Source organism: Vicingus serpentipes, assembly GCF_007993035.1.
GTDB lineage: Bacteria > Bacteroidota > Bacteroidia > Flavobacteriales_E > Vicingaceae > Vicingus > Vicingus serpentipes.
Genome location: NZ_VOOS01000002.1, coordinates 381,463 through 399,807 on the forward strand (window position 1 = coordinate 381,463; position 18,345 = coordinate 399,807).

At 31.2% G+C, this 18,345-nt stretch carries 21 protein-coding genes; 12 read left to right on the plus strand and 9 right to left on the minus strand.

What is annotated here, in order from left to right; translation table 11 throughout:
• Position 1: 1 nt before the first annotated feature.
• Genes FRY74_RS05655 through recF form a run of 3 tightly spaced genes read right to left on the minus strand, consistent with a single transcriptional unit; the run spans position 2 to position 1,928 of the window.
• Positions 2-547, minus strand: a complete 546-nt coding sequence (locus FRY74_RS05655; protein ID WP_147099466.1) for a DUF6913 domain-containing protein — start codon at positions 545-547, stop codon at positions 2-4.
• The gene (locus tag FRY74_RS05660; protein WP_147099467.1) at positions 548-832 is read right to left on the minus strand and encodes a DUF721 domain-containing protein; all 285 of its coding nucleotides are present in this window, start codon (positions 830-832) and stop codon (positions 548-550) included.
• Entirely contained in the window at positions 825-1,928 is a 1,104-nt protein-coding gene (gene recF / locus FRY74_RS05665; protein ID WP_147099468.1) for a DNA replication/repair protein RecF, read from the minus strand. Before recF ends, FRY74_RS05660 begins: the two co-directional genes overlap by 8 nt.
• 100 nt (positions 1,929-2,028) lie before the next feature.
• Here recF and FRY74_RS05670 point away from each other — a divergent pair, with 100 nt between their 5' ends.
• The 3 genes from FRY74_RS05670 to FRY74_RS05680 all read left to right on the plus strand — a co-directional run bounded on the left by FRY74_RS05670 (position 2,029) and on the right by FRY74_RS05680 (position 5,039).
• Entirely contained in the window at positions 2,029-2,715 is a 687-nt protein-coding gene (locus FRY74_RS05670; RefSeq protein ID WP_147099470.1) for a tetratricopeptide repeat protein, read from the plus strand.
• A gap of 3 nt (positions 2,716-2,718) precedes the next feature.
• Positions 2,719-3,207 (plus strand): 6,7-dimethyl-8-ribityllumazine synthase, encoded by a 489-nt coding sequence (ribH, locus tag FRY74_RS05675; protein WP_147099472.1) that lies wholly within the window; start codon positions 2,719-2,721, stop codon positions 3,205-3,207.
• Positions 3,208-3,770: 563 nt separating this feature from the next.
• Positions 3,771-5,039, plus strand: a complete 1,269-nt coding sequence (locus tag FRY74_RS05680; RefSeq protein WP_147099473.1) for an NHL repeat-containing protein — start codon at positions 3,771-3,773, stop codon at positions 5,037-5,039.
• Between the two features lie 218 nt (positions 5,040-5,257).
• Here FRY74_RS05680 and FRY74_RS05685 read toward each other — a convergent pair whose 3' ends face one another.
• Both FRY74_RS05685 and FRY74_RS05690 read right to left on the minus strand, forming a co-directional pair.
• Positions 5,258-5,602 carry a DUF3276 family protein gene (locus FRY74_RS05685; protein WP_147099478.1) on the minus strand — a complete coding sequence of 115 codons (345 nt, stop codon included), beginning with the start codon at positions 5,600-5,602 and terminating at the stop codon, positions 5,258-5,260.
• A 99-nt stretch (positions 5,603-5,701) separates the two neighbouring features.
• Complete coding sequence (locus tag FRY74_RS05690) at positions 5,702-6,712, minus strand: FAD:protein FMN transferase (RefSeq protein WP_147099480.1); 1,011 nt, start codon at positions 6,710-6,712, stop codon at positions 5,702-5,704.
• Between the two features lie 52 nt (positions 6,713-6,764).
• On the opposite strand from FRY74_RS05690, the gene def reads away from it, so the two are divergent.
• Both def and FRY74_RS05700 read left to right on the plus strand, forming a co-directional pair.
• Positions 6,765-7,334 (plus strand): peptide deformylase, encoded by a 570-nt coding sequence (gene def / locus FRY74_RS05695; RefSeq protein ID WP_147099482.1) that lies wholly within the window; start codon positions 6,765-6,767, stop codon positions 7,332-7,334.
• 6 nt (positions 7,335-7,340) lie between these two features.
• Positions 7,341-7,916 (plus strand): tetratricopeptide repeat protein, encoded by a 576-nt coding sequence (locus FRY74_RS05700; RefSeq protein ID WP_147099484.1) that lies wholly within the window; start codon positions 7,341-7,343, stop codon positions 7,914-7,916.
• Here the strand turns inward: FRY74_RS05700 and FRY74_RS05705 are convergent.
• Genes FRY74_RS05705 through FRY74_RS05715 form a run of 3 tightly spaced genes read right to left on the minus strand, consistent with a single transcriptional unit; the run spans position 7,913 to position 10,207 of the window.
• Complete coding sequence (locus tag FRY74_RS05705; protein WP_170227961.1) at positions 7,913-8,779, minus strand: CvfB family protein; 867 nt, start codon at positions 8,777-8,779, stop codon at positions 7,913-7,915. The genes FRY74_RS05700 and FRY74_RS05705 overlap by 4 nt on opposite strands.
• Positions 8,754-9,518 (minus strand): peroxide stress protein YaaA, encoded by a 765-nt coding sequence (gene yaaA / locus FRY74_RS05710; protein WP_147099488.1) that lies wholly within the window; start codon positions 9,516-9,518, stop codon positions 8,754-8,756. The genes FRY74_RS05705 and yaaA overlap by 26 nt, the downstream gene beginning before the upstream one ends.
• A gap of 41 nt (positions 9,519-9,559) precedes the next feature.
• Positions 9,560-10,207 (minus strand): porin family protein, encoded by a 648-nt coding sequence (locus tag FRY74_RS05715; RefSeq protein ID WP_147099490.1) that lies wholly within the window; start codon positions 10,205-10,207, stop codon positions 9,560-9,562.
• Between the two features lie 141 nt (positions 10,208-10,348).
• Between FRY74_RS05715 and FRY74_RS12870 the strand changes: the two genes are divergently transcribed.
• From FRY74_RS12870 to FRY74_RS05735, 5 genes are all read left to right on the plus strand, one after another.
• Positions 10,349-10,489 carry a hypothetical protein gene (locus FRY74_RS12870; protein ID WP_170227962.1) on the plus strand — a complete coding sequence of 47 codons (141 nt, stop codon included), beginning with the start codon at positions 10,349-10,351 and terminating at the stop codon, positions 10,487-10,489.
• A gap of 341 nt (positions 10,490-10,830) precedes the next feature.
• Complete coding sequence (locus tag FRY74_RS05720; RefSeq protein WP_147099492.1) at positions 10,831-11,322, plus strand: SixA phosphatase family protein; 492 nt, start codon at positions 10,831-10,833, stop codon at positions 11,320-11,322.
• A 70-nt stretch (positions 11,323-11,392) separates the two neighbouring features.
• A complete protein-coding gene (locus tag FRY74_RS05725; RefSeq protein ID WP_147099494.1) occupies positions 11,393-13,033 on the plus strand; it encodes an acyl-CoA carboxylase subunit beta in 1,641 nt (546 codons plus the stop codon).
• A gap of 74 nt (positions 13,034-13,107) precedes the next feature.
• Positions 13,108-13,941 (plus strand): hypothetical protein, encoded by an 834-nt coding sequence (locus FRY74_RS05730; RefSeq protein WP_147099496.1) that lies wholly within the window; start codon positions 13,108-13,110, stop codon positions 13,939-13,941.
• 2 nt (positions 13,942-13,943) lie between these two features.
• Positions 13,944-14,417 carry a hypothetical protein gene (locus tag FRY74_RS05735; RefSeq protein ID WP_147099498.1) on the plus strand — a complete coding sequence of 158 codons (474 nt, stop codon included), beginning with the start codon at positions 13,944-13,946 and terminating at the stop codon, positions 14,415-14,417.
• A gap of 54 nt (positions 14,418-14,471) precedes the next feature.
• On the opposite strand, the gene murQ is transcribed toward FRY74_RS05735, so the two are convergent.
• Entirely contained in the window at positions 14,472-15,275 is an 804-nt protein-coding gene (murQ, locus tag FRY74_RS05740; RefSeq protein WP_147099500.1) for an N-acetylmuramic acid 6-phosphate etherase, read from the minus strand.
• Positions 15,276-15,364: 89 nt separating this feature from the next.
• On the opposite strand from murQ, the gene FRY74_RS05745 reads away from it, so the two are divergent.
• Both FRY74_RS05745 and FRY74_RS05750 read left to right on the plus strand, forming a co-directional pair.
• Positions 15,365-17,659, plus strand: coding sequence for an FdhF/YdeP family oxidoreductase (locus FRY74_RS05745; protein ID WP_147099502.1), 2,295 nt, complete (start codon positions 15,365-15,367; stop codon positions 17,657-17,659).
• Entirely contained in the window at positions 17,652-18,287 is a 636-nt protein-coding gene (locus FRY74_RS05750) for a class I SAM-dependent DNA methyltransferase (RefSeq protein ID WP_147099504.1), read from the plus strand. Before FRY74_RS05745 ends, FRY74_RS05750 begins: the two co-directional genes overlap by 8 nt.
• The last annotated feature ends 58 nt before the right edge of the window (positions 18,288-18,345 follow it).

The window sequence follows — 18,345 nt, forward strand, 5'->3', positions numbered from 1 at the left end:
CTTAAGGATTAATCATCTTCAAATAGTGCTTAATTTGAATAATTAAGTAATCTAAATTGTTGTTTTGGCTAATATCGATGATTAAATCACATTCTTCGTTGCGGTAATTGCCAGCGGCTCCAACTTTAAATTTTGCTCTCGACAGCGTTGTAATATATTCAATTGGGAAACAATCTTCGGTGTTTAAATCAATTAAAATACTGAAGGATTTTGAAATAAAACTTTTAGCATCAATACTGTTTGGTACTTTAATTTTTGAAATACTATTGTTGTCAAAAAACTGATAATTTAAATGCGGTTTAACCACATCATCCGAATTTTTAGAGTTGATATAACCTAAAGATAAAACATCTTTACGTTCTTCTTTTAAATACTGAACAAACTTTTTAGCTAGTTCGTAATCGTTACGATTAGTTGCATTATAAATAACACCAACAGTAGAAGCATTGCTTAGGTTAAATGCTTTTACATCACGCTTCAGTTTTTTCTTCTCATTTTTGAGTTTGAACTTTCCTAGCTTAAGTTGTATGTTTTTTATCGGACTCAATTATTTAATATTAATTTCTTCAACTATTCTTTTTCCCATCATCTGGTTGAGTTTTTCCTTTATTGCTTCTTTAGCATAACTTAACTCTTGTTTTAAAGCAGCTGAATCGAGCTTAATAAAAAGCGTTTTATTTTTAAAATAAACTTCTTTGGTGTGTTTTACAAAAACAGTTCCCACCACTTCATCATAAGCTTTTAGCAACTCAATCTCATCCAATTGATCTTGGTAGCCATAAGCTCTCAATAATTTATCAATTACTTCTTTTAATGGACCATTTTTAGACATCTACTGCTCCTCCGTTCTCTATTTTAAAAGCCTTAAAGTTAATGTTTTCTTCAGTTAAAATATCAGGTATTCTCGATAAACTTGTATCAGTTATAAATATCTGTCCAAAATCGCCATTACTCACTATAGCCAATAATTGCTTCATTCTATTATCATCCAGTTTATCAAAAATATCATCCAATAAAAAAATCACTTTCTTTTCACTAATATTTTTAATCAACTCCGCTTGAGCCAACTTCAATGCCATTAAATAGGTTTTTTGTTGTCCTTGCGAACCAAACTTTTTCATCGGAAACTCATCAATAGCAAAAACCAAATCGTCTTTATGTATTCCAAAGTTGGTGTAATGATTAGCCTTATCCTTAGCTAAATTATTGACTAGCAGATTTTCAAAACTATCGTCATTTAATTGCGATTGATAGATTAAAGCAACTGTCTCTTTATTATTACTTAATTGAGTAAAATATTTCTGGAAAATTGGCGTAAAATCATCAACAAAAGTTTTTCTTGATTGATGAATAAGTGTTCCATACTTAATCAATTGCTCGTCCCAAATTTCCAACGAATCTTTGTCGAAATTTCGGTTTAACCAAAACGATTTTAATAATAAATTCCGATGATGTAAGGCTTTATTGTAGTTTAATAAATTATTTAAATAGCTTTTATCGTATTGCGAAATTATTCCATCAATAAACTTTCTTCGGCCATCACTCCCTTCAATAATTAATAAAATATCTATTGGCGAAATCATTACCAACGGAATTGTACCAATATGATCTGCTAATCGCTCGTAATTTTTCTTGTTTCGTTTAAATTGTTTTTTCTGATTTCGTTTTAATCCACAATAAATCACATCTGTTTTATCACCTTTATCATATATTCCTTCAACAACAAAAAATGGTTCTTCGTGCTTTATATTCTGGCTATCAATAGGATTAAAATAACTTTTACAAAACGATAAGTAGTATATCGCATCCAATAAATTTGTTTTTCCTTCACCATTGTTTCCTAAAAAGCAATTTACATTCTCCGTAAAGCTTAAATTGGCTTCACTGCAGTTTTTAAAATTTAAAATATTTAGCTCCTTAAGTAACATGACACAAATTTATTAATAACTTATAGAGAATTATCGTTAAAATTGCTATTCATTTTAAAAAAAAGCTATTTTTGCAATCTTATAATAATTTTAGTGAACAATGAGTAAGAAACATAACGAAGAAAATCAAGAAGTAATAGTTGACGTACAAGAAGTTTACAGTAAAACGGAACATTTTGTAGAAAACAACAAAAAAAACCTTTCAATTATTGTTGGAGGTATTGTTGTAGTTATTGCATTATACTTAGGTTATACTAAAATGTATATCGCTCCAATGGAAATAGAAGCTCAATCATCTATGTTTATGGCTGAGAAATATTTTGAGCAAGATTCCCTACAAAAAGCAATTAATGGCGATGGTTTAAACTATGGTTTTATTGATATTATTGATGAGTATAGCGGAACAAAATCGGCTAACATAGCACACTATTACTTAGGAATATCTTACTTAAGAACTGGTGATTTTGAAGCTGCTATTGATGAATTAAAAAGCTTTAGCTCTGACGATATTATGATTAGTTCAATTGCTTTAGGTGCAATTGGTGATGCTTATTTAGAATTAGGAGAAATTGATGATGCAATTAGCTACTATAAAAAAGCAGCTAAAAACCAAGCTAACAATTTAACTTCACCAATGTATTTGTTTAAAGCAGGTATTGCTTACGAAGAAAAAGGTGATTACCAAGCTGCTTTTGACAACTATACTACAATTAAGAATGATTACGCTGAATCTAGCGAAGGTAGAACTATTGAAAAGTATTTAGCTAGAGCTGAAGCATTAAAATAGTTTATGGCAACAGTAAACAAAAATCTTTCTGATTACGATATTAATTCAATTCCGGATGCTAGTAAAATGGTTTTCGGAATTGTTGTTTCTGAATGGAACGAGAATATTACATCTGGGCTTTTAAATGGTGCTTACAACACTTTAGTTAAGCATGGAGCTACAGAAGCTAATATTATTGTAAAAAACATACCTGGAAGCTTTGAATTACCCTTAGCCGCTCAAAGTTTACTAGAAAAAACTAATGTTGATGCTGTTATTTGTTTAGGCAGCGTAATACAAGGAGAAACCAAACATTTTGATTTTGTGTGTGAAGCAACTGCTTTAGGAATTAAAGATGTTGGTTTAAAATACAACAAACCGGTTATTTTTGGTGTGCTTACCGATAATACCATGCAACAAGGTTTAGACCGCTCTGGTGGTAAACATGGCAACAAAGGTGACGAAGCTGCAATTACAGCAATAAAAATGGTCGCTTTTCAGCAAGGGTTGTAAATTCTTCTACATCGTCATTCAGAACAATATTTTTCTTGAAATTTATTTCAATGAAAAATGAAGTGAGGAATCTTGTTTTTAAGTCTAGCTAACTTTTAAAACAATATAAACAACCCTTGACTTTCTCTAAAAAATAATCGAACTTCGTTTAACACAGTTTAAGGTGAATTTATCCTGAGCTTGTTGAAGGGGTAAAACGTTTCCAACAAAATCATTATAATGCAATTTAATACCTCATTAATATGAAATCATATCTAAAACAAATATTTCTTTTCGCAACACTAATCGTTACTAATAGTGCCTTAGCTCAACAATTGGATTGGCTTGGTCATTTTCGATCAACCAACCATGTTAAATCAACTGCTATTAGTACAGATAATGATGGGAACATTTACGTCGTTGGAACCATCGAAATTGATTCTGCTGATTTGAATCCTGACGCAGGAACTTATTATTTAAGTCCAGAATTTAGTAATGCGGCATTCGTCTGTAAACTAGACTCATTAGGTAACTTTATCTGGGCTAAAAGTTTCGGTGGCGGAAGCAGTATTAGTCCAACGAGCGTGGCTGCAGATGATTTTGGGGGTGTCTACATAGGAGGAAGCTACTTCAATACTGTTGACTTTGATCCTGGACTAGGTGTATACGACTTAACGGTCTTTGGAGGATCAGACTTATTTTTAAGTAAATTGAATGTAAATGGTGACTTCGAGTGGGCATTTAATGCAGGTTCTACATCAACTGATGCTGTTACAGATATTGCAGTCGATATTGACAATAACGTTTATATAACTGGGTATTTTGATTATGCTGACTTCGACCCAGGAGCTGGTTGGTTTGCTCTTAACCCTCCTGAAAAAGCTGGTTATATAGCAAAATATAAACCTGACGGAAGTTTTGTTAACGCTGTAGATTTCGAAGGCGATGGCCCTTCGGGTTCAAATTCAATCGCAATTGCACCAAATGGTTCCCTTTATGTTGTAGGGGCTTTTAATTCCACCATCGATTTCGATCCTGGGGTAGGAACTTTTAATCTGACCTCCATTAGCTCGAATGTGGACATTTATGTCTGCAAACTGGACACTTCACTAACATTTCAATGGGCTAAAAGCTTTGGCAGCTCTTCTGCTGACAATGGTCATACTGTATCTGTTAGTGATTCTGACGAACCTGTTATCACCGGAGGATTTTGGAATACTATTGATGTTGATCCAGGACCAAGCACTTATAATGTTACTAGCAACGGATTGGTTGACAACCTTCTGCTAAAACTAGACGCATCGGGTAATTTCATGTGGGCTAACACTTACGGAAATGCCCAAACGGAATATTCATTGGATGCAGCAATAGCTGTCAATGATGATATTTATATTCTAGGAAAATTTATTGATAGCATTGATGTGGATGGCGGTCCAGGAACTCAATTAATTGCTTCTGTCTCTCCTTCCGATTCATACATTGCTCGATTAGATGGTTCTGGGAATTTAATATCTTCAGGACAGTTGGGTGGGCCTGGATCTGTAAGCGGAAAAGGTCTATGCATTTCAAACACACAAAAGATTTATCACACAGGTATATTTTCCGGATCAGCTGAACTGGACCCAAGTGCTGGCATTGATAGTTTAACTTCTTTAGGCTTAAATGATAGCTATATACAAATAGCTATACCTTCTGCTATGGTAGGACTGAAAACCATATCAACAGAAACCACCAAGAAAGAGTTAATAAAGATTATTGATATAATGGGCAGATATATAAAGGATCAACCAAATACTTTGCTGATCTACGTCTATAGTGACGGGACAACAGAAAAAGTGTTCAGAGTTGAGTGAAGCTTATAACACTATCTATGCAGCATGCTTCATTTTTACTTCGAGAATTTATTCTTAGTTGAATCACTATATTTAGTTTCAAAAACACAATTCAAGTCTAAACTGCCGAACCCAGTTTAGACTTGACCATTAAACGAAAGAATAAATCTAATATTAGAATAAAAACAAAAAACCCAAACTTTTCAGTTTGGGTTTTTTAACTTATGTTGTTTTATTTTTTATCCTAAATCGTCAAAATCAACATCTGTATAATCAGAAGCTACTTTTTCTACAATCTCTTCACCCTGCTCTAATTTTAACGCTTTAATTTTATCAATTGCTTCAGTTAAACCTTCTGTAAACTTTCCAAAATCTTCTTTGTATAAGAAAAGCTTATGCTTCTCAAAAAAGAATTTACCACTATCATTATTAAACCTTCTTTTACTTTCTGTAATGGTTAAATAATAATCTTCAGCTTTAGTAGCTTTCACATCAAAAAAATAAGTTCTCTTCCCTGCTCTAACTGCTTTAGAAAATACTTCTTCTCTTCTGTTGTCTTGGTCGTTGTTTTCTGTTCCTTCCATTTTCTTCTTTCTGTTTTATTATAATTAACTTATTAATACAAATCTGATAAATAATTGTTTAAAAAACAAGTTCAACGTTAAAATTAAGAAATACATCTATTATTTTACATCATTCAACTCAATAAATTTACTAATTTCTTGGCTTGCAAAGGTTTGGAATTCATTTTTTTCATCCACATAAATAAACAGTACTTCTAAATCAGAATTTGAGGCTACAATTTCTTTACTTTTTTCAAGTCCCAACACCATAAAAGCGGTAGCATAAGCATCTGCCAATGAGCACGTTTTAGCCAACACAGTTGCACTTAATAAAGTATGCTGAACTGGGTACCCCGTTTTAGGGTTTAAGGTATGTGAGTATTTCACTCCATTTTTCTCGTAAAACTTACGATAATTGCCAGATGTTGCTAAAGCTATGTTATCTAAATTAATAATAGCTTCCAAATCTCTATTGATGTTGTTTTCAATTGGCTTATCAATACCTATTCGCCATAATTTGTTGTTTGTGTTTTTTCCTTTTACCCTTAACTCTCCACCTACTTCAACCATGTAATTTTCTATTCCTTTTGCTTCTAAAAATTCTGCTAATACATCTACCGAATAGCCTTGAGCAATTGCATTAAAATCTATCATTATATTCGGGTTCGATTTAAATACAATACTATCTTTAATTGTTACGGCATTAAAATTTACATATTGCAACAAACTGTCAATAAAGGTACTATCTGTATTTTCTAAATTTTTAAATCCAAACCCCCAAGCATTAACAACAGGAGCTACAGTTGGGTCAAGAGCTCCATTTGTAGCTTCAAAAACTAACTTAGCATCGTTAAATACTTCAATAAACAGTTGGTCAACTTTTTGAGTTGAATCTGCTTGGTTAAACTTTGATATTATAGACCTTGGCTGATAAGTTGATAATGAATTATCAATCTCTATCAATAACGAATCTATTGAGCGTTGATAATTTACTCCATCATTACTGATGTAAGTAATGTGATATGAAGTTCCTTGAGCAAGACCTTCAACTTTTATTTCTTTATTTTTTGGCTCTGGTTCTGCACAACTAACTGTAAATAAGATAAAATATAAGGCAATTATTTTTTTCATTCGTTCGATTTTTGAAGTGCAAAGGAACAAAAATTAATATTACTTTTGTAGTATGATACGACCAATTATAGCTTACGGAGACCCCGTTTTGAGAAAAGAGGGAGAAGAAATTGATGAAAATTATCCTGATTTAAAATTACTACTTGAGGATATGTTCGAAACGATGTATAATTCTCAAGGTGTTGGATTAGCAGCTCCTCAAATAGGATTAGCTATTCGCTTATTTATTGTTGATGCTTCGCCTTTTGCTGAAGATGAACCAGAATTAGAAGGTTTTAAACGTGTATTTATCAATCCAATTATAATCGAAGAAACAGGTAAAGAATGGAAGTTTGAGGAAGGTTGTTTAAGTATTCCTGGCATTAGAGAAGATGTAAGTCGTAAACCAGATATTATTGTAGAATATTACAACGAAAAATTTGAATTAGTTGAAGAAAAATTATCTGGCTTGGCAGCAAGAGTTGTTCAACATGAATACGATCATATTGAGGGTGTTTTATTTACAGATAAAATTAATCCATTAAAAAAACAATTGATTAAGAAAAAGTTAAACGATATTGCAAAAGGAAACATTAAGGTAAGCTACCGAATGAAATTCCCTTTAGTAAAAGGCAAACATTAATTTATCATGAAAAACATATTTTTTATTCTATCGTTAAGTATTTTAATATACAGTTGTAAAAATGACACACAGCCTAAAGAAGTTGTGTTAGAAAAACAAGAGATTGTTGAAGACCCTATAGACACTTACGACGAAAGAGTTGAAGATATTGCTAAATATACAGTCTTAATGTATGATGACAGTTTAAACTTTAACAAAGAAGTTGCTGAAAATTTACTACTGGCTTACGATAGATTTATTACTAAAGATGACTTTTACAACATACATAAAGAGTACATATTTAAAGCTGGTGAATTATGTAGAGGCTTAAATAGACCTCACGATGCTATTCGTTATTTTAATATGCTACTAGAAAAAGACCCCGAATACAAATTAGCGCCCGAAGCATTGTTTTATAAAGCTGCTACTGTAGGCGATATGCTAAAGGAACACGATGAAGCAAAACGATTATACCAAGAATTTATTGATACTTATCCTAATCATCCTTTAGTTGAAAGTGCTAAGGGTTCAATTTTAATTGAAGGACAGGATTTAAAAGATGTTATCAAAAACTTTAAAAAGAAAAACGAAGCTGATGCCTAGTTTTCAGCTATAACAATACTTTGTGGGTTAACCACTATTTTTCGTTCGCTATACAATAAGCCTACTGCTCTTTTAAAAGCTTTTTTACTTACTTGAAAGCGTTTGTAAATTACTTCAGGTTCGCTTTTATCAGAGATGTTTATTGCTCCATTTTCTCTTAACAAGGTTTCATATATTTTATTAGCCAAAACTTCAACTTCGCTTAATCGAGAACTGTTTAAAGAAATATCTAATTTATTGTCTTCTCTTATGGTTGTTATGTAGCCAGTCAATAAATCTCCTTGACTTACTCGTCTAAACAATTCGTTTTTATAAATTAAGCCAATAAATTTATTTTCAACAATTACTTTATACCCTAAATCAGTTTCAGGTCCAACAATCAAGCTTACCTTATCTCCTAAATTGTATTCAGGTATATTATGTTTTAAAAACTTATCAATTTTGGTAGATCCAACTAAACGATTAGTCTTTTCATCTTTATAAAGATAAATTAAGCATTCATCTCCAGCTTCAATGTTATAATGTTGTTCAGAAAAAGGAACAAGCAAATGCTTCTCTAAACCCCATTCAAAAAAAGCACCATAATCTGAAACATCGAAACATTTTAAATAACCAACCTGATTTAACTTTACTTTAGGAACTAATGTTGTTGCTACAGGACGATTATCAAAATCATTGTAAACAAAAACTTCTATTTTATCCCCCATTCTTAAATCACGAGGAACATATTTATTTGGCAATAAAATCTCATCATTTTTATCGGTAATTAAATACACACCTTGAGGGGTAGTTTTTAAAGCTTCTAACGCTACTGTTTTTCCAATTAAATCTTCCATGTTATCCTCTATAAAATACAAATTCATTAGTTGTTGAAGCCTCTTGATTAAAGCAATAACCATCTGTATTAAAACCTATTAAGTCGGTTGTATTTTCTATTTTATTTTTTATAATATAATTAGCCATCATGCCTCTTGCCTTTTTAGCATAAACCATCACCATTTTATATTTTCCATTACTAAAATCTTTAAATACAGGCGTAATAATTTCAGCATTTAGCTTCTTTTTATTAACCGATTTAAAATATTCAGTAGACGCTAAGTTTACTAAAGTAGAAGAATTCAATTCTTTTAATGCAATATTTAATTCATTTACAATTTTATCTCCCCAAAACTCATACAAATTCTTTTTCTCTCCAATTTTCAATGAGGTTCCCATCTCCAAACGGTAAGCATGCATTAAATCTAATGGTTTTAACACACCGTATAATCCTGATAAAATTCTTAATCTATTTTGAGCTTCTTTTAGTTCCTTATCTGAAAAACTTTCTGCCCCTAAACCACTATAAACTTCTCCAGTAAAAGATAAAATTGCTTGTTTACTGTCTTCAAGTAAATGTTGTTCATTCCATTCTTGATAACGTTGAAAATTTAATTCAGCTAAAGAAGTGCTAATTCCCATTAGTTTTTCAAGACTTTTGGGATTCATTTTTTTTAGATTGGTAATTAGCTTTTTTGATTCAGAAGTATATACTGGTAAAGAATAATCTTTAGGTTTATCGCCAGTAACATCTAATTTTTTGGCTGGAGAAACTACAACTAACATATCTTAAAGTTTTAAGGCAAAGTTAGTATTATAAAAAAGGATTATCGAGAAAATGGCATTGTATTTATTAGCGAAGATTCCCTCATAAAACTCCCAGAACCAAATCCGTGATTTTGTATAGGATTATACATATTACTGCCTGAATTAAAATCATTAATTCTAATTTGCCCCTCAATAAACATATTATCACCAATTTTATACTCAAAGGAGGCAGCATAACCAACCCTATCAAAATCAGATAAGGCATTAGCAGTATAATTACCTGCTGAAATTTGAGCAAAATTATAGAACACTTCTCCGTAAACTGCCAATCTGTCGTTTATCTGGTATTTACCTCCAACAAAAGCTGACATTTGAGAAATATTTCCTGTAAAAGGCTGATAACCAAAATCTGATAACATATTAAAGTTTTCCATCTGGTAATTGGTATATCCAACACCTGAATAAATAGAAAATTTAGGGGTTAAATTATAGGTAACAGTTGGTCGAAGAGTAGTATATAAAAAAGAACCATTATTAGAAACACCAGCTCCAAAAGCAACTTTTGTATTTACATCCATTCTATCTTTAAACCTAATTGAATCTTTAGGCAAAACATAATCATCATCCCCATCAGTAAGGGATTGAGAAAATGAAAACGATGTTAACGAAACACTTAGTATTAATATATATAGCTTTATATACCTCATAATGAATTATAAAGTTACTTATAAATTTAATGCCTTAAACACCCTATCTATAATTAACTTTTTTTAACAAAAAAAAGTCCAATGTAAAAAACTTTGGCATACATATTGAAGAAGATTAATTGAATTTTAAAAAATGAAATCATGAATTTAAGACAGAGATATATTGAGCTAAAACAAAAAGCCAAAAATGCAATGGAAAATGGTCAACTAAATCAATATCTAAAACTTTTAATTGAAGTTGAACAACTTAATTTAATATTAGTTAGAGTAAAGAATAAGTAAGTTTTATAGTTAGTTAATTAGGTTAATTAAAAAAGCCCTCGGAACGTTTTCCGTAGGGCTTTTTTGTTAACATAAAACTTATCTAAAAGGGGGGATACAAATTTATTTGACTACAAAAAATAATTTTTATCATTTAAATTAAATTTACTTTTTGAGTTGTAATCATTACTTTTTCCATAGCTACTACCCTCTCCACTTAGTGCAAAAACTAAGAACAATAAAAAAGCAACTATCAAAATTAAAACTATCATTATCTATTAAATCATTAATTTCGTCTACAAATATACAACTTTTATCGAAAATAAAAAATTTATCGAACTTTTTTTATCATTCATCGAAAAATGAAGTCAATTTATCTAATAAGACATGCTAAATCAAGTTGGTTAAAACCAACTTTATCTGATTTTGATCGCCCTTTAAATGATAGAGGAAAAAACGATATTCCAACTATTGCTAAGAAATTAATTAAGTTAGATTTCAATCCTGAGTTAATTCTATGTAGTCCATCAAAAAGAACTCGAGAAACTTTAAAAAAACTCAAAAATCATTTAAAATTAAACGATGAAGAAATTAAATTTATCGATTCTATATACGAATCATCTACTCAAAATTTAATAGTGCTTATTAATAACTTACCCTCTACAGTAAATTCAGTTGCATTAATAGCTCACAATCCAGCTATCACTCAACTATCAAATTATTTAACCGATTATTATATTGACAATATACCTACTTGTGGTGTAGTAAAAATTGATCTTGATATAGAACAATGGAATGAAATAATTCAAGGTGTTGGTTTACAAAATTTCTTTATTTATCCTAAAATGTTTTAAATCCTTTAGTAGATTATTTTAAATAAAGCCTTTGTTATAATTATATTTGAGCTTTCTAAAAAAATAAACGATGAGTAAAAAGGAAAATTTAGAATTCAATAAAAATGAGGATGTAAATAAATTGCTAGTTTCTGATCTAAACAGGAATTTAGAAAAAGTTTATTTAGGTGGAGGTAAAAAACGTATTGAAAAGCATAAAGCTAAAGGTAAGTTAACTGCTAGAGAAAGAATTGAATATTTATTAGATAAAAATACAGAGCACATAGAAATAGGTGCATTTGCAGGCGATGATATGTATGAAGAACACGGAGGATGTCCTTCTGGTGGTGTTGTAGGTGTTATAGGCTATGTAAGCGGCAAACAATGTATAGTTGTTGCCAATGATGCAACTGTTAAAGCTGGAGCTTGGTTTCCAATTACGGGTAAAAAGAACTTACGTTTACAAGAAATATCAATTGAAAATAAATTACCTATCATCTATCTTGTAGATAGTGCTGGAGTTTATTTACCAATGCAAGATGAAATATTTCCAGATAAAGAACATTTTGGTAGAATATTTAGAAACAACGCAATAATGTCTTCAATGGGAATAACACAGATAGCTGCTATTATGGGTAGTTGTGTTGCAGGTGGTGCTTACCTACCTATTATGAGTGATGAAGCTTTAATCGTTGACAAAACTGGATCAATATTTTTAGCTGGCTCTTATCTAGTAAAAGCTGCTGTTGGAGAAACAGTTGATAACGAAACTTTAGGAGGCGCAACAACACATTGTGAAATTTCAGGAGTCACTGATTATAAATGTGTTGATGACAATGAATGTTTAGATAAAATCAGAACAATAATGGATAAAATTGGCGATTACAACAAAGCCGGTTTTAATCGTGCAAAACCACAAAAACCAAAATTAGATCCAAATGAAATATTTGGAATTTTACCAGATGTAAGAGAAAAACCATACAATACCAAAGACATTATTGCTCGTTTGGTAGATAACTCTGAATTTGAAGAATACAAAGAAGAATATGGCAAAACAATTGTTTGCGGTTATGCTAGGATTGATGGATGGGCTGTTGGAATTGTTGCAAATCAAAGAATTGTAGTCAAATCTAAAAAGGGTGAAATGCAGTTTGGAGGTGTTATCTATTCTGATTCAGCTGATAAAGCTGCCCGATTCATTATGAATTGTAATCAAAAGAAAATTCCTCTTGTATTTTTACAAGATGTAAGTGGTTTTATGGTTGGCTCACGCTCAGAACATGGGGGAATTATTAAAGATGGAGCTAAAATGGTTAGTGCACAAGCAAATTCTGTTGTTCCAAAATTTACCGTAATTATTGGAAACTCATATGGTGCTGGAAACTATGCTATGTGTGGAAAAGCTTACGACCCAAGATTGATATTTGCTTGGCCTTCAGCTCAATTAGCTGTTATGAGTGGTGCTTCTGCAGCAAAAACTTTATTACAAATTGAAGTTGCCTCATTAAAAGCTAAAGGTGAAGAGATTACAAAGGAAAAAGAAAATGAACTTTACAATCATATAAAAAACAAATATGACAGACAAATTTCTCCATACTACAGTGCTGCTCGATTATGGACAGATGCAATTATCAATCCTTTAGATACTAGAAAATGGATATCTATGGGTATTGAAGCTGCTGACCATGCCCCTATTGAAAAACAATTTAACCCTGGAGTAATACAAGTTTAAAAACAAATATTTTGCGATAACAACTAATTTTTATTTATTTACAATTCAATTTAAAATTATATAACCTATTAATTATGAAAAAATTAAGTTTTAAAATAATAGCACTTGCTTTTATAACCAGTACTTTTTTACAATCGTGTGGTGGTTCTCACGAAGAAACTCCAGAAACTACCGAAGAAACTCCTGTTGAGGAAGTTGTAATCGAAACAGTTGATGATGATGTTACCTATATGTTACCTTCTCCATTACAAGTTGTAAGTTTATTTAAAAATGCTGGTTTGGAATATGTTGGAGGAATTACAAATCCTAAAGAAAATGTAAATAACTACAACTCAAAATACAACCAAAAATTAAACTTTGGAGTTTATGCTGCTGACATGGCTTATGCGATCACAAATAACCAATCTCAAGAATCAATTAACTACTTAAATGCTATTCGTGAATTATCTGAGAAAATTTGGATGACAGATGTAATAAATTCAATTGGAGTTGCTGAGCGTTTAGAAAAAAATGTTGGTAATGAAGATTCATTAGTTAGTATTATGGCTGATTTACAAATGCAATTAGATGATTATTTAGATGAAAATGGAGCTAGCTACGCAGGCTCTGTAATTTTTGCTGGTGCTTGGGTTGAAACTATGTATTTAGCTTTGAATGGAAACAAGAATAATAATGAAAAATTAACAAACAGATTATCTGAACAATCATACATTGTTGAAAACATTATTCTTGCAATTAAACAAGCAAATGAAGATAAAGAATATGATGAATTAATTACATCTTTAGAGGGAGTTCATTCTCACTTTAATGAAATAAGTAATGGTGATTCAAAAGTCTTATCTCCTGAAAAGCTAGAGAGCTTAAAAGCTTCTATTATTGAATTAAGAACTAATATTATTAATGGATAATTATGAAAACGATGAAAAACATTATTGCTATTGCATTATTATCTTTATTTAGCTTTTCTTCATTATTTGCACAAGAAATTGCTAGTTGTGATGCAACAACTATTAAAAACGAATTGAAGGCTGAATTAAAACCAGACTACAAATATGATTCTTCAAAAATTACTAGATATACTACATCTGGTGATTTTCAAGGAAAAGAAATTGAAGTTCCTTTATTTGAAGGAGAAAAATATAGATTAGTTTTTAATATAACTGATGCAGATAAAAACTTCCAAGTATATGTTTACAGTGAAAAAGCTGGGACTAAAAACAGAAAAGCTTTATTTGCTTTAAAAAATGTTAGAGAAGAAGGAAAAAGTGTTTATGTATATGAACCAGAAGGACAAAGTAAATTATACATTACTTATGTTATACCTCCATCTTTAGAAGGAGTTAAAGAGTCATGTGCAGCATTTATGCTTGGATATAAATTTTAAGATTAACAGATAATAATAAAAAAGGCAATCTAAAGATTGCCTTTTTTATTATACTTATTTAAAAGAATCTACTGCTTTTCTTACACTTCCGTATTTCAACAACAAATCATTTGCTTTCTGATAGTCGATATTTAATTCAGCCATAATCATTTTAGTACCTCTATCAACAAGCTTATCATTACTCAATTGCATATCCACCATTTTATTTCCTTTCACTTTTCCGAGTTTTATCATTGTAGAAGTTGAAATCATATTTAGCACTAACTTTTGTGCAGTTCCTGATTTCATTCTTGTACTGCCAGTAACAAACTCAGGTCCCACAACTACTTCTATAGGATACTTTGCAGTTTTAGCAACTGGACTAGCTGCATTACAAACAATACAGCCTGTTGCTATTCCTTTTTCATTACATTTTTCTAATGCTCCAATAACATAAGGAGTAGTTCCTGATGCCGCAATTCCAATTACTATATCTTTATCCGATATGTTATGCTTCAGTAAATCTTCCCATCCTTGAGTTTTACTATCTTCTGCAAATTCAACAGCTTTCCACATAGCTGAATCTCCTCCAGCAATTAACCCAATAACCAATCCATGTTCTACACCAAAAGTTGGTGGGCATTCAGATGCGTCAACTACTCCCAATCTTCCACTTGTACCAGCTCCCATGTAAAACAACCTGCCTCCTACTTCCATTTTAGCAACAATTACTTCAACTAATTTTTCTATTGTAGGGATTACTTTTTCTATGGCATGAGGAACTGTTTTATCTTCATAGTTAATATTAGTCAACAATTCTTTGATGGACATATTTTCTAATCCATCGTAAATAGAATCTTTTTCTGTTGTCTTTTGCATAATAGCTTGTTTACAAAATTATAATACTAAATACGGCTTATTTTAACGATTTTACTACCTTTAATGCTAATTGTTTTTAACACAAAACTATGAATAAACGTAAAGTACAAATTGTACCTCCTGAAGATTTCAGTAATCTTAAATTAACCGAACGAAAAGAAAAAGCTGTTGGAATTCCTGCTATAATCTCTTCAATGAAACACATTAGTCAAGAGTTAGGAATTTGGCAAGGTATAAAAGTATTAAACAAAATGAACCAAAAAGATGGTTTTGATTGCCCGGGATGCGCTTGGCCTGATCCTGATGGCAAACGTTCTAGCTTAGGAGAATATTGCGAGAATGGTGTTAAAGCAATTGCCGAGGAAGCTACCACTAAAAAAGTTGATCCTAATTTCTTTAAAAAATATAGCGTAGAAGAATTAAGCACTTGGACAGATTACAAAATTGGTAAAGCAGGTCGAATTACTGAACCTATGTTTTTAAAAGAAGGTTCATCCCATTATGAACCAATTTCATGGGATGAAGCTTTCAAAATAATAGGCAACAAATTAAATAGTTTAAACTCTCCTAACGAAGCTTGTTTTTATACTTCAGGAAGAACGAGCAATGAAGCAGCTTACATGTATCAATTGTTTGCCCGTCAATTTGGAACTAACAACTTACCAGACTGCTCTAATATGTGTCACGAATCTAGTGGCGCTGGATTAAGTCAAACCGTTGGCATAGGAAAAGGAAGTGTTACTTTAGAAGATTTACACATTGCTGAAGTAATTGTTGTTATGGGACAAAACCCAGGAACTAATCACCCTCGTATGCTAGGTGCATTAGAAAAGTGTAAACAAAACGGAGGGAAAATAGTTAGTGTTAATCCTATTCCCGAAGCTGGAAGTAATGTTTTCATTGACCCGCAAAATCCTTTATCAATAATTAAAGGAGGAGAACAATTAACCGATATTTACTTGCAAGTAAAAATTAATGGTGATGTTGCTTTATTAAAAGCTACCTTATTTTTAATGTATCAACAAGAGCAAAAAAATCCAGGAAGCGTTTTTGACCTAGAATTTATTAATGAATTTACAGAGGATTACGATTCATTTTTAGCGGATTTAAAAAACATTGATTATAATGAAGCTGTTGCTGAAAGTGGTATTCCCGAAGAAAAAATTAAACAATTTGCTCAACTTTTAATTGAAAACAAAAAAATTATCATTTGTTGGGCAATGGGTTTAACTCAACACGAAAACGGAGTTAATAATATCAGAGAAGTAGTAAACATTTTATTAGCCAAAGGTAGCATAGGAAAACCAGGAGCTGGAACATGTCCTGTTCGAGGACACAGTAATGTTCAAGGAGACAGAACAATGGGGATTTGGGAAAAGCCTAAGGAAGATTTTTTAGCAGCAATGGATCAACACTTTAATATTAAAACTCCAAGAGAACATGGATATGATGCCGTCGAGAGTATTGAAGCCATGAACCAAGGTAAAATTAAATTGTTTATGGCACTGGGTGGTAATTTTATTTCTGCAACACCAGATAGTGATTTTACAGGAAAAGCTGTTCAGAATTGTGACTTAACTGTTCAAGTTTCTACTAAATTAAATCGTTCACATTTGGTAACCGGGAATGAGGCTTTAATTTTACCATGTATTTCTCGTTCTGAAACGGACATCCAAAAAAGCGGTAAACAATTTTTAACCGTAGAAAATTCAATGGGTGTTGTACACCGAAGCAAAGGAAGCTTTAATCCAGCTTCTCCTCACCTATTAAGCGAACACGCTATTATTGGAGGAATTGCAAGTGCTACGTTTAATAATAGCAGCATTAATTGGCAATACATGGTAGATGATTACAGTGAAGTTCGTGACCACATTGCTGCTACCATTGCTGGATTTGATAACTTTAACGAAAAAGTAAAGAACCCTGCGGGTTTTTATTTACCAAATGGTGCGAGAAATAGAAAGTTTACCACAGAAAATGGAAAAGCCAAGTTTACCATTAACCCAATACCAAAACGTAAAGTAGCTGATGGCAATTTTATTATGATGACGATTAGAACACACGATCAATACAATACAACGATTTATGGTATGAATGACCGTTACCGTGGCATTATTAATGAAAGGCGTGTAGTTTTAATGAATAAGCAAGATATGAAAGCCAAGGGTTTAAAACAATTACAACAAGTAGATTTAAAAAGTGTGTTTAAAAATGAAGAACGAATTGCTCACAATTTTAAAATTATAGAATACAATATAGCTAAAGGTTGTATAGCGACTTACTTTCCAGAAACGAATGTATTAGTACCAATCAAAAGTGTAGCCAAAACAAGTAATACTCCTGTAAGTAAGTTTATAGAAGTAGAAATAATAATTAATGAGTAACACAAAAAAAACAGTCCTGCTCTTTGATAAATATGCAAATATTTACCAAGAGAAATTTATGGATGTTAGTTTATACCATAAATCATTAGATATACTATGTAACAACATCATTAATGAAAATGCAAAAGTTCTAGAATTAGCTTGTGGTCCAGGCAATCTAACAAATTACATTTTACAAAAAAGACCTAATATCAATATTCTAGCAACCGATTTAGCTCCAAATATGTTAGATTTAGCTAAAAAGAACAACCCAAGCGCTCATTTTCAACTTTTAGACTGTAAAAATATCTCTCAATTAAACACAAATTTTGATGCTATTATTTGTGGTTTTGGGTTTCCTTACCTTTCAAAAAAAGAAGCAATCCAATTTATTAAAGACAGTTCATTAATTTTAAATCCTAATGGTATTCTCTATCTCAGTACTATTGAAGATGACAATAAAAAATCTGGCTATAGAAAAGGAAGCAATGGTGATGAAATGTATATGAACTTTCATGAAGCATCATACATAGAAAAAGCTTTAAAGCTAAACAATTTTGAAATATTAGAATTAGATCGTGTAGTAACACAAAATAAAAATCAAACTATTACTGATTTAATTATTATAGCTCAAAATAAAGTTACTTAATAGCTTCTTTGCATACAGTAAAAAAGTAAGTTTGTAAAAAACTTAAAACCAAAATAAA

Bases quoted from the DNA above. Each gene is read 5' to 3' on its own strand.
- FRY74_RS05660 (WP_147099467.1), bottom strand. From the start codon at position 832: ATGTCTAAAAATGGTCCATTAAAAGAAGTAATTGATAAATTATTGAGA.
- recF (WP_147099468.1), bottom strand. From the start codon at position 1,928: ATGTTACTTAAGGAGCTAAATATTTTAAATTTTAAAAACTGCAGTGAA.
- FRY74_RS05670 (WP_147099470.1), top strand. From the start codon at position 2,029: ATGAGTAAGAAACATAACGAAGAAAATCAAGAAGTAATAGTTGACGTA.
- ribH (WP_147099472.1), top strand. From the start codon at position 2,719: ATGGCAACAGTAAACAAAAATCTTTCTGATTACGATATTAATTCAATT.
- FRY74_RS05685 (WP_147099478.1), bottom strand. From the start codon at position 5,602: ATGGAAGGAACAGAAAACAACGACCAAGACAACAGAAGAGAAGAAGTA.
- FRY74_RS05690 (WP_147099480.1), bottom strand. From the start codon at position 6,712: ATGAAAAAAATAATTGCCTTATATTTTATCTTATTTACAGTTAGTTGT.
- def (WP_147099482.1), top strand. From the start codon at position 6,765: ATGATACGACCAATTATAGCTTACGGAGACCCCGTTTTGAGAAAAGAG.
- FRY74_RS05700 (WP_147099484.1), top strand. From the start codon at position 7,341: ATGAAAAACATATTTTTTATTCTATCGTTAAGTATTTTAATATACAGT.
- FRY74_RS05705 (WP_170227961.1), bottom strand. From the start codon at position 8,779: ATGAATTTGTATTTTATAGAGGATAACATGGAAGATTTAATTGGAAAA.
- yaaA (WP_147099488.1), bottom strand. From the start codon at position 9,518: ATGTTAGTTGTAGTTTCTCCAGCCAAAAAATTAGATGTTACTGGCGAT.
- FRY74_RS05715 (WP_147099490.1), bottom strand. From the start codon at position 10,207: ATGAGGTATATAAAGCTATATATATTAATACTAAGTGTTTCGTTAACA.
- FRY74_RS12870 (WP_170227962.1), top strand. From the start codon at position 10,349: ATGAATTTAAGACAGAGATATATTGAGCTAAAACAAAAAGCCAAAAAT.
- FRY74_RS05720 (WP_147099492.1), top strand. From the start codon at position 10,831: ATGAAGTCAATTTATCTAATAAGACATGCTAAATCAAGTTGGTTAAAA.
- FRY74_RS05725 (WP_147099494.1), top strand. From the start codon at position 11,393: ATGAGTAAAAAGGAAAATTTAGAATTCAATAAAAATGAGGATGTAAAT.
- FRY74_RS05730 (WP_147099496.1), top strand. From the start codon at position 13,108: ATGAAAAAATTAAGTTTTAAAATAATAGCACTTGCTTTTATAACCAGT.
- FRY74_RS05735 (WP_147099498.1), top strand. From the start codon at position 13,944: ATGAAAACGATGAAAAACATTATTGCTATTGCATTATTATCTTTATTT.
- murQ (WP_147099500.1), bottom strand. From the start codon at position 15,275: ATGCAAAAGACAACAGAAAAAGATTCTATTTACGATGGATTAGAAAAT.
- FRY74_RS05745 (WP_147099502.1), top strand. From the start codon at position 15,365: ATGAATAAACGTAAAGTACAAATTGTACCTCCTGAAGATTTCAGTAAT.
- FRY74_RS05750 (WP_147099504.1), top strand. From the start codon at position 17,652: ATGAGTAACACAAAAAAAACAGTCCTGCTCTTTGATAAATATGCAAAT.